Origin of the sequence: Stenotrophomonas sp. ZAC14D2_NAIMI4_6, from assembly GCF_003086875.1 — a bacterium.
Classification (GTDB): Bacteria; Pseudomonadota; Gammaproteobacteria; order Xanthomonadales; family Xanthomonadaceae; genus Stenotrophomonas.
In genome coordinates this window covers 2732872-2748243 of sequence record NZ_CP025996.1, presented here as the reverse complement: position 1 = coordinate 2748243, position 15372 = coordinate 2732872, and the positions used below count along the sequence as shown (strand labels likewise).

Genomic DNA, 15372 nt, shown 5'->3' with positions numbered 1-15372 from the left:
GCCATGAGCAGGAAATGTGGAGATTCCGTTCAGGCGGACCATGCTGCAATCTGTCCCAAGAACGTTGCGGATCGTCCGCAGGGAGCAGGTCATGAAAAGCACAACTACAACGGTCCTGGTCGCAGCAGGCGCACTGCTGGTCGGTGGTATCGCTACCGCCGCCTTCATGAAGAGCGGCTCGTCGGCCGACGTGGCCGGTTCGGCCCAGCCCTCGGCGGAATCCCGCCTGGCCGATGGCAACGCGGCCGATGACGGTGCGCGCACCGATACGCTCGACCCGAGCGCGCCGCGTGGGCTGGAATACGCCGATGTGCTGAAGGTCGATCCGATCACTGAAAAGCAGAAGGCCTACGCCACGGTCATCGGCACCGATGCGGTGCGCGAGACCTCCACCACCCAGACCCCGCACGAAGTCTGCCAGGACGTGGTGGTGCAGGAGCGCCTGCCCGAGCGTGATGGCAATGTCGGTGGCACCGTGGTCGGCGCCGTGGTCGGTGGCCTGCTGGGCAACCAGGTCGGTGGCGGCAACGGCAAGAAGGCCGCTACCGCTGCCGGTGCCGTGGCCGGTGGCTTCATCGGCAACCAGGTGGACAAGCGCCACGTGGGCGGCCGCGTGGTGAACCGCACCGAGCGCCAGTGCCACACCGAAACGGCCACCTCGGAATCCAGCCGCGTGACCGGCTACAACGTGACCTACCGCAACGAAGACGGCACCACCGGCACCATGCGCATGGCCAGCAAGCCGGGCAACCGCATCGCCATGGGCACCAACGACGTGGTGAAGGGTTACAACGTGACCTACCGCTACGACGGCGCCGAAAAGACCGTGCGCCTGGACAACAAGCCGGCCAGCGATCGCCTGCCGGTGGTCGACGGCCAGCTGGTCACCCAGACCGCGGCAGCGGGCGATACGGCCGCCAATCGCCAGTAACGCACGCAGTGCAGCGGGTATCGGACAGGCCGGCATTTGCCGGCCTGTTTCGTTTGCGGGTCTGGATTCCGGGCCGGTATCGACGATGATGTCCGGCCATGGTCTGGCAGAGGAACCGGCATGAGCATCTTCGATCTGCGCATCGAAACCGAGCGGCTGATCCTGCGTCCGCCGCAGGCGCAGGACCTGCAGCCTTACTTGGCCTTCTGTGCCGATGAAGAAACGATGCGCAGCCTGGGCGGGGTGCAGCCACCCTCGGTGGCCTGGCGCAGCTTCTGCAGCCTGGCCGGTGCCTGGCAGTTGTTCGGCTATTCGATGTTCAGCGTGATCGAGAAAGCCAGCGGCGAGTGGGTCGGCCGCATGGGCCCCTGGCAGCCGCTGGGCTGGCCCGGCCCGGAGGTGGGCTGGAGCATCCGCCGCGGCAGTTGGGGCCAGGGCTATGCGCCGGAAGCGGCGGTGGCGGCCATCGACTGGGCCTTCGCCACGCAGGACTGGCAGGAAGTGATCCATACCATTGCCGAGGACAACGAAAAATCCAGGGCCGTGGCGCGCAAGCTGGGCAGCCAGCTGCTGCGCACGGGCCAGTTGCCGCCGCCCTACCAGGGCCCGCCGCTGCAGATCTGGGGGCAGTCGCGCGCGCAGTGGCAGCAGCGCCCGCGCTGATTGTGTGACGGCCTGCGCGCCGATGCTGCATCCGCGCTTGGCAGCGCTGCCGGCAGTTGCCAGACTGCACCCAGGCGGCCGTCGGCCGGGTTTCGCTGGAGCAGGCAATGGTGGAAGAACGCGTTCCGTTGACGGTGCATGGCATGTCGGTGTCCGGCAACTGCCACAAGGTGCGGCTGCTGCTGGAACAGGTGGGCAGCCGCTACCGCTGGGTGGAAGTGGACAGTGCGCATGGCCAGACCCACACGCCTGAATTCCTGGCGCTCAATCCCAATGCCAAAGTGCCGTTGATCGTGCGCGATGACGGCCGCGTACTCACCGAATCCAATGCGATCCTGTTCTGGCTGGCCGAAGGTACCCCGTACCTGCCGGCCGATGGCTGGGAGCGCGCGCAGGCCCTGAGCTGGATGTTCTTCGAGCAGTACACCCATGAGCCCTGCATCGCGGTGGCACGCTTCATCCGCGGTTGGACCGAGCAGGATTCGCCGCGCCGGGCCGAGCTGCCGCGCCTGCACGAACGTGCGCAGCACGCGCTGGCGGTGATGGAGCAGCACCTGCGGCAGGCGATGTGGTTCACCGGCAGCCAGTATGGAATTGCCGATATCGCGCTGTTTGCCTACACCCATGTGGCCGAAGACGGTGGCATCAGCCTGCAGCCGTTCCCGGAAGTACGCGGCTGGCTGCAGCGGGTACGCGAACAACCGCGCTTCGTGCTCATGCCGGCGGTCACCGCCGAGGTGCAGGCACGCCTGGATGCAGGCGCGTAGCGTCGAGCTTGCTCGACTGGTTTCCAGCGTAGTCGAGCAAGCTCGACTCTACGAAAGCTGGGCCGCGTGCCATGCCCGGCGGAATGCAGCAACGACACGGAGGGTGTTCGATGTTTGCAGTCGTTCCAGATCCGATTCCCGCACGCATGCGCGCGCTGAACCGCGCCGAGGTGTGTGACGTCAATTTCCTTGAAGCGGTGCGTGGATGGGACGGGGTGCCGCGACAGCGCCCGGCACCGGATGCACCGATCCTGCCCGGCAGCGGTCTGGGCGCCGCTGCGTTCGGCGAGCTGTTCGAATCACAGCTGGCCAGCCGCCAGCTGGACCTGATGGCCCGTGTGCTGCGGGTGCAGAACAAGGTCTTCTACACCATCGGTTCGTCCGGGCATGAAGGCAACGCGCTGCTGGCGCGGGCCTGTCGCCACACCGATCCGGCCTTCCTGCACTATCGCTCCGGGGCGTTCATGATCGAGCGTTCGCGGCATGTGCCCGGCCTGGACCCGCTGCGCGATGCGGCGCTGTCCTTCGCCGCCAGCGCCGAAGACCCGGCCAGCGGGGGGCGGCACAAGGTCTGGGGCAGCCGCCCGCTGTGGGTGCTGCCGCAGACATCGACCATCGCTTCGCACCTGCCCAAGGCGGTCGGCACCGCCTTGGCCATCGAGAGCGGCAAGCGCCTGGGGCAGCCACTGCCCATTCCGGCCGACAGCCTGGTGCTGTGTTCCTTTGGCGATGCCTCGGCCAACCATGCCACCGCGCAGACCGCCTTCAACACCGCCATGTGGGCCGCCTACCAGAAGCTGCCGGTGCCGGTGCTGTTCGTCTGCGAAGACAACGGCCTGGGCATTTCGGTGAAGACGCCCGAAGGCTGGATCGCCGAACGCTTCAGCCGCCAGCCGGGCCTGGACTACTTCTTTGCCGATGGCCTGGACCTGGCCGCCGGCCACAGCCAGGTGCAGGCCGCGGTGGAGCACTGCCGGCGCACGCGGCGGCCCACCTTCCTGCACCTGCGCACCACGCGGCTGATGGGCCACGCCGGCACCGATTTCGAAGTGGAATGGCGCGCGCTGGCCGACCTGTGCGCGGCCGAGGCGCAGGACCCGCTGCTGCGCTCGGCGCAGATTGCGCTGGAATCGGGCTGGATGACCGCTGCGCAGATCGAGCAGGCCTACGAAGACCTGCGCGCGCGCTGCCTGGCAGCCGCCCACCAGGCCGATGCACGGCCCAAGCTGCAGTCGCTGGATGAAGTGCTGGCGCCGCTGGCGCCGTACTCGCCGGCCGCGGTGCAGGCCGAAGCGGAGCGGGTGCTGGCGCCGGCACTGCGTGAATCGATGTACGGCGGCGCCGACCATCTACCCGAGGTACAGCCGCCACGGCATCTGGCGGTGCAGATCAACCAGGCCCTGCAGGAGCTGCTGGGCAAGTACCCGCAGGCGGTGCTGTTCGGCGAAGACGTCGCGCAGAAAGGCGGGGTCTACACCGTCACCCGCGACCTGCTGCGCCGCTTCGGTCCACGCCGGGTGTTCAACACCCTGCTGGATGAAACCATGATCCTGGGCATGGCCCAGGGCCTGGCCAACCTGGGCCTGCTGCCGATACCGGAAATCCAGTACCTGGCCTACCTGCACAACGCCATCGACCAGCTGCGCGGCGAGGCCTGCTCGCTGCAGTTCTTCTCCAACGACCAGTTCCGCAACCCGATGCTGGTGCGGGTGGCCGGCCTGGGCTACCAGAAAGGCTTCGGCGGCCACTTCCACAACGACAACTCCATTACCGCCCTGCGCGATATTCCCGGGCTGGTGGTCGGGTGCCCCTCGCGCGGCGACGATGCGGTGATGATGCTGCGCACGCTGGCCGCGCTGGCGCGGGTGGATGGGCGGGTGTCGGTGTTCCTGGAGCCGATCGCGCTGTACATGACCAAGGACCTGCATGCGCCGGGCGATGGCCAGTGGCTGTTCGACTATCCGCCGCCGGGGCAGGCACTGGTGCCCGGCGAAGGGCGCGTCTATGCGCCCGAGGCGCAGGACCTGCTGGTGATCACCTATGGCAATGGCGTGCCGATGGCCCTGCGCGCGGCACGCAGTATCGAGCAGCAGCTGGGCTGGCAGGTGCGCGTGCTCGACCTGCGCTGGCTGGTGCCGCTGCCGACGGCGTTCATTGCCGCCCAGGCCGCCGACGCTCGGCGGGTGCTGGTGCTGGACGAGGGCCGCCACAGCGGCGGGGTGGGCGAGGGCGTGGTGACCGCCTTGGTCGAGGCCGGGCTGGGCCACCTGCCGCTGCGCCGGGTCTGCGGCGCCGATACCTATACGCCGCTGGCGGGGGCAGCAATGTTCGGGCTTCCAAGCGACAATGCTGTGGTTGGCGCCGCCCTGGACCTGGCGCAGGAAACCTGATGCATGTGTGGATTGGCGGGAATGTTGTTGCCGGCGGCGCAGGCCCCGGCCGAGCAGCTGCAGGCGCAGGCGCTGGCCATGGGCCAGGCGCTGCACCACCGTGGGCCCGATGACGGTGGCACCTGGGTGGACGCGGCCGCCGGCATTGCCCTGGCCCACCGGCGGCTGAGCATCCTCGACCTGTCGCCGCTGGGGCATCAACCGATGGCGTCCAGCGATGGCCGTTACGTGATGGCCTACAACGGCGAGGTCTACAACTTCGCCACGCTGCGTGCCGAGCTGGAACCGTTGGGGCACAGCTTCCGCGGCCATTCCGATACCGAAGTGCTGCTGGCGGCGGTGCTGCAATGGGGCGTGGAAGACACCCTGCAGCGCGCCAACGGTATGTTCGCCATCGCCCTGTGGGACCGCCAGCAGCAGTGCCTGTGGCTGGCCCGCGACCGGGTGGGCAAGAAACCGCTGTATTACGGCTGGGCCGGCGACACCCTGGTGTTCGGTTCGGAACTGAAGGCGCTGTGGCAGCACCCGGAATTCGACAACGAGATCGACCGCGATGCGCTGACCCTGCTGCTGCGCCTGGATTACATTCCCGCCCCGCACAGCATCCACCAGCGCTGCTTCAAGCTGATGCCCGGCCGGGTGCTGCGGCTGGATGCGGCCACGGTGGCCGCCGGTGCGGGCGCACACCGCCCCGAGCAGGCGCAGCGGCCGTACTGGGATGCGCGTGCGCGCATGCAGTCGGCGCTGGCCGCGCCGTTCCAGGGCAGCATCGAGGAGGCCGAAGAACAGCTCGACGGCCTGCTGCGCGATGCGGTATCGCTGCGCATGGTGGCCGACGTACCGGTGGGCGTGTTCCTGTCCGGCGGCACCGACTCCTCGCTGGTGGCCGCGCTGATGCAGGCGCAGAGCGCCACGCCGGTGCACAGCTTCAGCATCGGCTTTACCGGTTCGCACCACGACGAGGCGCCGCTGGCGCGGGAACTGGCCACCCACCTGGGCTGCGACCACACCGAGCTGTATGTGAGCGGCGCCGATGCGCTGGCGGTGGTGCCGCAGTTGCCGGCCATGTTCGATGAACCCTTCGCCGATGCCTCGCAGGTGCCGACCGCACTGGTCGCGCGGCTGGCGCGGCAGGGCGTGACCGTGGCGCTGTCTGGCGACGGTGGCGACGAACTGTTCTTTGGCTACATGCGCTACGTGCGCGCGCTGCGCAACTGGCAGATGCTGGGGCGCGTGCCGGCGCCGCTGCGGCGCTGGATGGGCGCGCGTGCGCACCAGCAGGGCGAGGCCTCGCGTACCGGTGGGCTGGCCGCGCTGCTGGCCGAAACCGGCGCGCGCGGTATCGGCGATGTGTACCGCAACCGCATTTCGCGCTGGCGCGACCCGGCGGCGGCGGTGATCGGTGCACGCGAGGCGGGCAGCTTCTACGACCTGGCCGACCCGCTGCACGGGGCCGGCACCCCGGCCGACGCGATGATGCTGGCCGATTTCGTGTCCTACCTGCCCGATGATCTGCTGTGCAAGGTCGACCGCACCTCAATGGCGGTCAGCCTGGAGGCGCGGGCACCGCTGCTGGATTGGCGGGTGGCCGAATTTGCCTGGTCGCTGCCGCTGGCGTTCAAGCGCAGCCAGGACACCAGCAAGGTGCTGCTCAAGCGGGTGCTTGGCCGTTACGTGCCGCAGAACATGGTGCATCGACCGAAGCGCGGCTTTGGCGCACCGGTGAGCGACTGGCTGAAGGGCGACCTGCGCCCGTGGGCCGACGATCTGCTGCAACCGGCGCGGCTGGAGCGCGAAGGCGTGCTGTCGGCGGCGGCGGTGCAGCCGCTGTGGCAGCAGTTCCTGGGCGGCCAGCGCAAGTGGCATACCCATCTGTGGAACGTGCTGATGTTCCAGGCCTGGCAGGACCACTGGCGGCAGGTGCGCGCAGGCGTCACCCGCGGCTGATCTTCACCGGGGCACATCGGGCCGGCCGCTAGGCTGGTCCTTTCCCCGTCAGGAGTGTGCCGCCATGCCTGTACCCACCATCGCCGTGTTCGTTGGCAGCCTGCGCAAGGAATCGTGCAACCGCCGGCTGGCCCTGGCCCTGGAGAAGTTGGCCGGTTCGCGCGCGCGGTTCCAGTACGTGCGCATCGACGATCTGCCGCTGTACAACCAGGATTTCGATGGCAGCTACCCGGCCCAGGGCACCCGTCTGAAGGATGAGGTGCGCGGCGCCGACGCGGTGCTGTTCGTCACCCCCGAATACAACCGCTCGGTGCCGGGCGTGCTGAAGAACGCCATCGACATCGGCTCGCGGCCGTATGGCGACAGCGCGTTCGGCGGCAAGCCGGCGGCGGTGATCGGTGCCTCCATCGGCCAGATCGGCACGGCCGTGGCCCAGCAGCACCTGCGCAACAGCCTGGCGTTCCTGGACATGCACGTGCTCGGCCAGCCCGAAGCGTTCATCCACTTCAAGGATGAGCTGATCGGCGCCGATGGCACGATCCACAACGAGGGCACGCAGAAGTTCCTGCAGGGCTATGTGGACCGCTTCCTGCAGTTGATCGCGGTGCACGCCAAGGGCGACTGAGGTCGCCATCGGGGTCAGAGCCCTCTGCTGTGCAGAGGGATCTGACCCCTCGCTGCCGGGGTCGGATCCCGGCGCGCAGCGCCGGGCTCCGACCCCATGCGATAATGACCGTCTCAGGTTGGGCAACCGCGCTGTGTCGCGGCAGCCATCCCCCGTTCGTCCACGACTTATCCACAGAGTTGTCCATGGCCGCCGGTGTGGGTGCATGCCTACACTGGCCCCGGCCACTTTCGCAGGAAACACCGCAGCATGTCCGCCCGTCCCGGCTTCCGTTCCAACCGCAAAGACCGCGGCGATGGCTTTGATCGTGATCGTGACGATTCGCGCATCGACCAGTTGCGCGTGCCCCCGCATTCGGTGGAAGCCGAACAGGCGGTGCTGGGCGGCCTGATGCTGGCCCCGGAAGCCTACGACCGGGTCAACGACCAGCTGAACGAAACCGACTTCTATCGTCGCGATCACCAGATGATCTACCGGGCGATCCGCGAGCTGTCCGAGCGCGAGCGTCCGTTCGATGCGGTCACCTTGGGCGAGTGGTTCGAATCGCAGGGCAAGATGGAGCTGGTGGGCGATGGCGCTTACCTGATCGAGCTGGCCAGCACCACGCCGTCGGCCGCCAACATCGTGGCCTATGCCGAGATCGTGCGCGACAAGGCGGTGCTGCGGCAGCTGATCCAGGTCGGCACGGACATCGTCAACGACGGTTTCCAGCCCGAAGGGCGCGACAGCAGTGAACTGCTGGCGTCGGCGGAAAAGAGCGTGTTCGCCATTGCCGAACAGGGCGCGCGCGGCCGTACCGATTTCGTGGCGATGCCCGGCGCACTGAAGGACGCCTTCGAAGAGCTGCGCAACCGCTTCGAGAACGGCGGCAACATCACCGGCCTGCCCACCGGCTACACCGATTTCGATGCGATGACCGCCGGCCTGCAGCCGACCGATCTGATCATCCTGGCCGCGCGCCCGGCGATGGGCAAGACCACCTTCGCGCTGAACATCGCCGAGTATGCGGCGATCAAATCGAAGAAGGGCGTGGCGGTGTTTTCGATGGAAATGTCCGCATCGCAGCTGGCGATGCGCCTGATTTCCTCAAACGGCCGCATCAACGCGCAGCGCCTGCGTACCGGCCAGCTGGAAGACGAGGACTGGAGCCGGGTCACCAGCGCGATCAAGATGCTGAAGGAAACCAAGATCTTCATTGACGATACGCCGGGCGTGTCGCCGGAGATCCTGCGTTCCAAGTGCCGCCGCCTGAAGCGCGAGCACGACCTGGGCCTGATCGTGATCGACTACCTGCAGCTGATGAGCGTGCCGGGCAACAGCGAAAACCGCGCGACCGAAATCTCGGAAATCTCGCGTTCGCTGAAGGGCCTGGCCAAGGAACTGAACGTGCCGGTGATCGCGCTTTCGCAGCTGAACCGCTCGCTGGAAACGCGTACCGACAAGCGCCCGGTGATGGCCGACCTTCGCGAATCGGGCGCAATCGAGCAGGACGCGGACATGATCGTGTTCATCTACCGCGACGATTACTACAACAAGGAAAATTCGCCTGACAAGGGCCTGGCCGAGATCATCATCGGCAAGCACCGTGGTGGTCCCACCGGTTCGTGCAAGTTGAAGTTCTTCGGCGAATACACCCGCTTCGACAACCTGGCCCACGATTCGGTCGGTTCGTTCGAATAACGCCTGCGGGCGTTACCGTGGCGCCGGGCCATGCCCGGCCGATTCCCACGGTTTCGTCAGCCCCAGCCCGGTTTCGTCGCAAACCGTTTGCGGCCGGGCGGGCAGGGCGCCAAGGTGATCCCAGGCGGCAGGGTGCCGCCGCAAGGGAGACCTGTCATGAAGACGCTGTTCGCGCTGGGCGTGTGGTGCCTATTGTTCGTGCTGTGCTGGCCGCTGGCGATCCTGGCCCTGCTGCTGTGGCCAGTGGTCTGGCTGCTGAGCCTGCCGTTCCGCCTGGTCGGCATCACCTTCTCGGCCCTGTTTGCCTTCCTGCGTGCGCTGTTCATGCTGCCGGCGCGGCTGCTGGGTGGCCGGGCGGTGGCGGCATGAGGGCGCGGCTGATGCTGGGCCTGGCCCTGCTCGCAGGCCCGGCGTTGGCCGACCCGCCGCCGCCGGCCCCGACCTCGGCATGGTTGGAGCGGCAGCAGGTGTCTGCCGCCGATGAAGCCAACGCCGCGGCGGCCAAGCCGTCGAAGAAGCCCGGGGCCAAGGAGCACTGCCGGGTCGCGAAGGAATGGAAGGTTGGCCAGACGGTGGTGGAGCACAAGGTCTGCGAAGATCCGCCGAAGGAGCTGGCTGGAAAGGTGTAGCGCCGAGCCCATGCTCGGCTCTGAATGAAAGCGGACAACAAAAAACCCCGCCGAAGCGGGGTTTTTCGTTTGCGGTTCAGTGCCGACCAACCGTCGGCACCCACCCCGAAGACGAACGATCAGTTCGCCTTGTGAATGGCACGCTTGCTGACCGCCATGGCCGCGTCGTGGATCACTTCCGACAGCGACGGGTGGGCGTGGCAGATGCGGGCCAGGTCATCGGCCGAACCGCTGAACTCCATGGTCAGCACGCCTTCGTGCACCAGCTCGGACACGTTGGCGCCGACCAGGTGCATGCCGAGGATGCGATCGGTTTCGGCATGGGCCAGGATCTTCACGAAGCCCGCCGGCTCGATCATCGCCACGGCACGGCCGTTGGCGGCGAACGGGAAGCTGCCGGCCTTGTACGGAATGCCTTCGGCCTTCAGCTGGGCTTCGGTCTTGCCAACCCAGGCCAGTTCCGGCTCGGTGTAGATGACCCACGGAATGGTGTCGAAGTTGACGTGGCCCGGCAGGCCAGCGATCAGCTCAGCCACCGCGATGCCTTCCTCGAAGCCCTTGTGCGCCAGCATCGGGCCGCGCACGCAGTCACCGACCGCCCACACGCCGTCAACGCCGGTGTGGCAGTGCGCGTCGACTTCGATCTGGCCACGGTCGTTGATCTTCACGCCGGTGCCTTCGGCCAGCAGGCCCTTGGTGGCGGCGCGACGGCCAACGGCCACCAGCAGCTTGTCCACGGTCAGGGTCTTTTCGCCTTCGCTGTCGGTATAGGTGACAACGACTTCCTTCTTCTTGCCCTTGCCGGTGATCTCGGTCTTGGAGACCTTGGCACCCAGGCGGATATCCAGGCCCTGCTTCTTGAATTCCTTGGCAGCGGTCTTGGCCACTTCGGCGTCGGCCACGGCCAGGAACTCCGGCAGTGCTTCCAGGATGGTGACTTCAGCGCCCAGGCGCTTCCACACGCTGCCCAGTTCCAGGCCGATCACGCCGGCGCCGATCACGGCCAGGCGGTTCGGCACTTCGGTGAAGTCCAGGCCGCCGACGTTGTCGACGATGGTCTCGCCGTCGAACTTGGCGAACGGCAATTCGATCGAATCCGAACCGGCGGCGATGATCACGTTGGTGCCCTTCAGCTCGACGATGGAACCGTCATGCTGGGTGACCTTGACCACGTTGCCCGGCTGCAGTTCGCCGAAGCCGTAATAGGCGGCGACCTTGTTGGCCTTGAACAGCATGCCGATGCCGCCGGTGAACTGCTTGACGATCTTGTCCTTGCGGCCGACCATCGCTTCGACGTCGATCTTGGCGTCCTTGAAGCTGATGCCGTGGTCGCCAAAGATGTGGCCCATGTTCCAGAACTGGCGCGAGGAATCCAGCAGCGCCTTGGACGGGATGCAGCCCACGCGCAGGCAGGTGCCACCCAGGGCCGGCTTGCCGTCCTTGCCCAGCGCTGCGTCGATGCAGGCGGTCTTCAGGCCCAGCTGTGCGGCGCGGATGGCCGCGTGGTAACCGGCCGGGCCGGCACCGATGACGACGACGTCGAATTGTTCAGCCATTGAATTATTCCTTGTTGCTATACCAGAACCCCTCCGCGCGGACGCGGAGGGGCGGGAGGTCTCTTACAGGCCGAACAGCATGCGGCCCGGGTTTTCCAGCTGGTTCTTGATGTCTACCAGGAACTGCACCGAGTCCTTGCCATCGATGATGCGGTGGTCGTAGGACAGCGCCAGGTACATCATCGGCGCGATCACGACCTGGCCGTTCTGGGCGATCGGTCGCTCCTTGATGGCGTGCATGCCCAGGATGGCGCTCTGCGGCGGGTTGATGATCGGGGTCGACAGCAGCGAACCGAAGGTGCCACCGTTGGTGACGGTGAAGGTGCCGCCCTGCAGTTCGTCCAGGCCCAGCTTGCCGTCACGCGCCTTCTTGGCGTAGTCGGCAATGGTCTTTTCGATGTCGGCGAAGGACATGCGCTCGACGTTGCGCAGCACCGGGGTCACCAGACCCTTCTCGGTCGACACGGCGATCGAGATGTCCGAGTAGCCGTGGTAGATGATGTCGTCGCCGTCGATGGAGGCGTTGACCAGCGGGAAGCGCTGCAGGGCGTTGGCAGCGGCCTTCACGAAGAAGCTCATGAAGCCCAGCTTGATGCCGTGGGCCTTGACGAACTCGTCCTGCAGTTCCTTGCGCGCAGCCGAGACCTTGGACAGGTCGACTTCGTTGAAGGTGGTCAGCATGGCGGTGGAGTTCTTCGACTCCATCAGGCGTTCGGCAATGCGCTTGCGGATGCGGGTCATCGGCACGCGTTCTTCCGGACGTGCGCCACCGGCCTTGCCGGCGCCGCCGTTGCGGGCGAAGTTGACGATGTCTTCCTTGGTGACCGCGCCGCGACGGCCGGTGCCGTCCACGTCGGCCGGGTTCACGCCTTCAGTGATGGCGGTGAAGCGGGCGCCCGGGGGCAGGCTGTCGGCAGCCGACTTGGCAGCCGGGGCCGGTGCAGCAGCGGCGGCCGGAGCGGCAGCAGCCGGGGCAGCGGCGGCAGCCGGAGCGGCTTCAGCGGCCGGGGCCGGGGCAGCAGCCACGGCGCCTTCTTCGATGATCGCCACGACCTGGCTGGAGGTGACGGTGTCGCCTTCCTTGAACTTGATTTCCTTGATCACACCATCGACCGGCGACGGCACTTCCAGGACGACCTTGTCGGTTTCCAGGTCAAGCAGGTTTTCGTCGCGCTTGACGGCGTCGCCCACCTTCTTGTGCCAGGTGGCGATGGTGCCGTCGGCGACGGATTCGGGCAGTACCGGGGCTTTGACTTCGGTGGCCATTGCGGGAGCTTCCTGGTTTGTCTTCTAAATAGGGGGAGGAGTTATTCAGCGACCTGGTCGTTGAACGGGTTGACCAGTGCGTCGGCGACCAGCTGCTGCTGTTCACGCACGTGGTCAGCCATGTGGCCGGCAGCCGGCGAAGCCGAACGCGCGCGACCGGCGTAGTGCAGGTTCTGGCCATCGGCCAGGCAGAACTGCAGGTGGTGGCGGATCTGGTACCACGCGCCCTGGTTCTGCGGTTCTTCCTGCGTCCACACCACGTCGGTGGCGTTGCCGTACTTCTTCAGCTCGGCGGCCAGCAGCGCGCGCGGGAACGGGTACAGCTGTTCCACGCGGATGATGGCCACGTCGTCCTGGCCACGCTTGGTCTGGTCTTCCAGCAGGTCGTAGTAGACCTTGCCCGAGCACAGCACCACGCGCTTGACCTTCTTGGCGTCTGCGTTGGCGTCGCCGATCAGGTGCTGGAACTCGCCATTGGCCAGTTCGTCCAGGGTCGACACGGCCAGCTTGTGGCGCAGCAGCGACTTGGGCGACATCACCACCAGCGGCTTGCGGGTGGTCAGGTGCAGCTGGCGGCGCAGCATGTGGAAGGCCTGGGCCGGGGTGGACGGCACCACGACCAGCATGTTTTCCAGTGCGCACAGCTGCAGGAAGCGCTCCAGGCGCGCCGAGCTGTGTTCCGGGCCCTGACCTTCGTAGCCGTGCGGCAGCAGCAGGGTCAGGCCGGAAATGCGGCCCCACTTGGCTTCACCGGCGGCGATGAACTGGTCGATGACCACCTGCGCGCCGTTGGCGAAGTCACCGAACTGGCCTTCCCAGATGCACAGGGTGTTGGGGTCGGTGGTGGAGAAGCCGTACTCGTAGGCCATCACCGCTTCTTCGCTCAGCAGCGAATCGATGACGGTGGCCTTTTCCGGCGAATCCACCAGCTGCCGCAGCGGCAGGTAGTAGTTGTCGGTGGCCTGGTCGTGCAGGATCGCGTGGCGGTGGGTGAATGTGCCGCGGCCCACGTCCTGACCGACCAGGCGCAGGGCATTGCCCTCGTCCAGCAGGGTGGCGTAGGCCAGGTTCTCGGCAAAGCCCCAGTCACCCGGGATCTCGCCGGCGGCCATCTTGCGGCGGTCGTCGTACACCTTGGCCACGCGCGAGTGCAGCTGCACTTCTTCGGGCACGGTGTTGATCAGCTTGGCCAGCTCCAGCAGCTTGGCCTTGTCGACCTTGGTCGAGATCGGATCGGACAGCTTGCCTTCCAGCAGCTTGGGCCAATCGACGAACAGCGGGCTGGTCGGCGGGGTCTTTTCAACCTTGGCCAGCTCGGTGGTCACTTCGCCGCCGTCCAGCTTGTCGCGGTATGCATCGACCATCGCCTTGCCGGCGCCGGCGGCGATCACGCCTGCCTTTTCCAGCTGCTCGGCGTACATCTCGCGGGTGGTCGGGTGCTTGCGGATCACCTGGTACATCAGCGGCTGGGTGATCGCGGGTTCGTCGGCCTCGTTGTGGCCCCAACGGCGGTAGCACATCAGGTCGATGACCACGTCCTTGGCGAACTTCTGGCGGAACTCGAAGGCCAGCTGTGCAGCGAACACCACCGCTTCCGGGTCATCGCCGTTCACGTGCAGCACCGGGGCGGCGATCATCTTCGCCACGTCGGTGGCATAGCGCGTGGAGCGCGTGTCCTGCGGGTTGGAGGTGGTGAAACCGACCTGGTTGTTGACCACGATGTGCACGGTGCCGCCAACGGCGAAGCCGCGGGCCTGCGACATCTGGAACAGTTCCATGACCACGCCCTGGCCGGAGAAGGCCGCGTCGCCGTGGATCAGGATCGGCATGACCTGCTTGCGCGCGGTGTCCTTGCGGCGCTCCTGGCGCGAACGCACGGAACCGGCCACGACCGGGTCAGCGATTTCCAGGTGCGACGGGTTGAACGCCAGCGCCAGGTGCACCGGGCCGCCTTCGGTGGCCACGTCGGCCGAGAAGCCCATGTGGTACTTCACGTCACCGGCCGAGGCGTGCTCGTCGTGCTCGAACTTGCCTTCGAATTCGTCGAACAGCTTGCGCGGGTTCTTGCCCAGGGTGTTGACCAGCACGTTCAGGCGGCCACGGTGGGCCATGCCGACCACCACGTCCTTGACGCCATCCTTGCCGGCGCTGCGGATGATGGTGTCCATCATCGGGATCAGCGAGTCGCCGCCTTCCAGCGAGAAGCGCTTCTGGCCGACGTACTTGGTGTGCAGGTAGCGTTCCAGGCCTTCGGCAGCGGTCAGGCGCTCCAGGGTGCGGCGCTGGGTGTCAGCGTCCAGCTGGTAGTTGCCACCGGCCAGTTCCAGCTTCTTGTAGATCCACTGGCGCTGCTCGACCTCGGAGATGTGCATGAACTCCGCACCGATCGAACCGGTGTAGGTCGCCTTCAGGCGTGCCAGCAGGTCGCGCAGCTTCATGCGCGGCTGGCCGCCCACGCCGCCGGTGCTGAACTCGCTGTTCAGATCGCCATCGGACAGGCTGTGGAAGGGCAGGCCCAGGTCCGGGGTGTTGACCGGCTTGGTCAGGCCCAGCGGGTCCAGGCGGGCATCGAGGTGGCCGCGCGAACGGTAGGCGGTGATCAGACGACCGACATTGCGCTCACGCTCGTCGCCCGCACCGCTGCCGGTGCCGGCTTTCAGCGCATCCTTGGCCGCGTCCGCAATGTGGGAGATGACGGCCGAGTGCGGAATGTCGCCTGCTTCGCGGCCCTTGAAGCCGTCGAAGTAGGTCTTCCATTTGGGATCGACACTATCCGGGGAGACCAGGTACTGCTCGTACAGGTCCTCGACATAGGAGGCGTTGCCGCCGGCGAGTTGCGAAGATTGCGCAAACTGCTTCAGTTGATTGTCCACGATGGAGGGTGTTGATTCGCTTTGTGGGGTATGGCTTCAGAAGGA

The 15372-nt window shown here is 66.7% G+C and carries 12 protein-coding genes; 9 read left to right on the top strand and 3 right to left on the bottom strand.

All coding sequences use genetic code 11. The features are described 5' to 3' along the window. Positions 1–91: 91 nt before the first annotated feature. The 9 genes from C1933_RS12725 (at position 92) to C1933_RS12685 (ending at position 9632) form a co-directional block, all read left to right on the top strand. Positions 92–931, top strand: a complete 840-nt coding sequence (locus C1933_RS12725) for a glycine zipper 2TM domain-containing protein (RefSeq protein WP_108753570.1) — start codon at positions 92–94, stop codon at positions 929–931. A 120-nt stretch (positions 932–1051) separates the two neighbouring features. Continuing rightward, on the top strand, positions 1052–1594 hold the full coding sequence (locus tag C1933_RS12720; protein WP_108753569.1) for a GNAT family N-acetyltransferase: 543 nt from the start codon (positions 1052–1054) through the stop codon (positions 1592–1594). A gap of 107 nt (positions 1595–1701) precedes the next feature. Then, complete coding sequence (locus C1933_RS12715; RefSeq protein WP_108753568.1) at positions 1702–2361, top strand: glutathione S-transferase family protein; 660 nt, start codon at positions 1702–1704, stop codon at positions 2359–2361. 110 nt (positions 2362–2471) lie between these two features. After that, complete coding sequence (locus tag C1933_RS12710) at positions 2472–4751, top strand: thiamine pyrophosphate-dependent enzyme (RefSeq protein WP_108753567.1); 2280 nt, start codon at positions 2472–2474, stop codon at positions 4749–4751. A gap of 3 nt (positions 4752–4754) precedes the next feature. Continuing rightward, on the top strand, positions 4755–6698 hold the full coding sequence (gene asnB / locus C1933_RS12705; RefSeq protein WP_108753566.1) for an asparagine synthase (glutamine-hydrolyzing): 1944 nt from the start codon (positions 4755–4757) through the stop codon (positions 6696–6698). Between the two features lie 64 nt (positions 6699–6762). After that, the gene (locus C1933_RS12700; protein WP_108753565.1) at positions 6763–7323 is read left to right on the top strand and encodes an NADPH-dependent FMN reductase; all 561 of its coding nucleotides are present in this window, start codon (positions 6763–6765) and stop codon (positions 7321–7323) included. A gap of 249 nt (positions 7324–7572) precedes the next feature. Next, entirely contained in the window at positions 7573–9003 is a 1431-nt protein-coding gene (locus C1933_RS12695; RefSeq protein ID WP_108753564.1) for a replicative DNA helicase, read from the top strand. Positions 9004–9159: 156 nt separating this feature from the next. Further along, positions 9160–9372, top strand: a complete 213-nt coding sequence (locus C1933_RS12690) for a hypothetical protein (protein ID WP_108753563.1) — start codon at positions 9160–9162, stop codon at positions 9370–9372. Further along, positions 9369–9632 (top strand): hypothetical protein, encoded by a 264-nt coding sequence (locus tag C1933_RS12685; protein WP_108753562.1) that lies wholly within the window; start codon positions 9369–9371, stop codon positions 9630–9632. The genes C1933_RS12690 and C1933_RS12685 overlap by 4 nt, the downstream gene beginning before the upstream one ends. A 119-nt stretch (positions 9633–9751) precedes the next feature. Here the strand turns inward: C1933_RS12685 and lpdA are convergent, their stop codons facing one another. The 3 genes from lpdA to C1933_RS12670 all read right to left on the bottom strand — a co-directional run bounded on the left by lpdA (position 9752) and on the right by C1933_RS12670 (position 15327). Then, positions 9752–11188: a dihydrolipoyl dehydrogenase gene (gene lpdA, locus C1933_RS12680; RefSeq protein ID WP_108753561.1), complete on the bottom strand. Its 1437-nt coding sequence runs from the start codon at positions 11186–11188 to the stop codon at positions 9752–9754. A 63-nt stretch (positions 11189–11251) separates the two neighbouring features. After that, positions 11252–12454, bottom strand: coding sequence for a dihydrolipoyllysine-residue succinyltransferase (gene sucB / locus C1933_RS12675; RefSeq protein ID WP_108750050.1), 1203 nt, complete (start codon positions 12452–12454; stop codon positions 11252–11254). A 41-nt stretch (positions 12455–12495) separates the two neighbouring features. Continuing rightward, a complete protein-coding gene (locus tag C1933_RS12670) occupies positions 12496–15327 on the bottom strand; it encodes a 2-oxoglutarate dehydrogenase E1 component (protein WP_108753560.1) in 2832 nt (943 codons plus the stop codon). Positions 15328–15372: the final 45 nt, after the last annotated feature.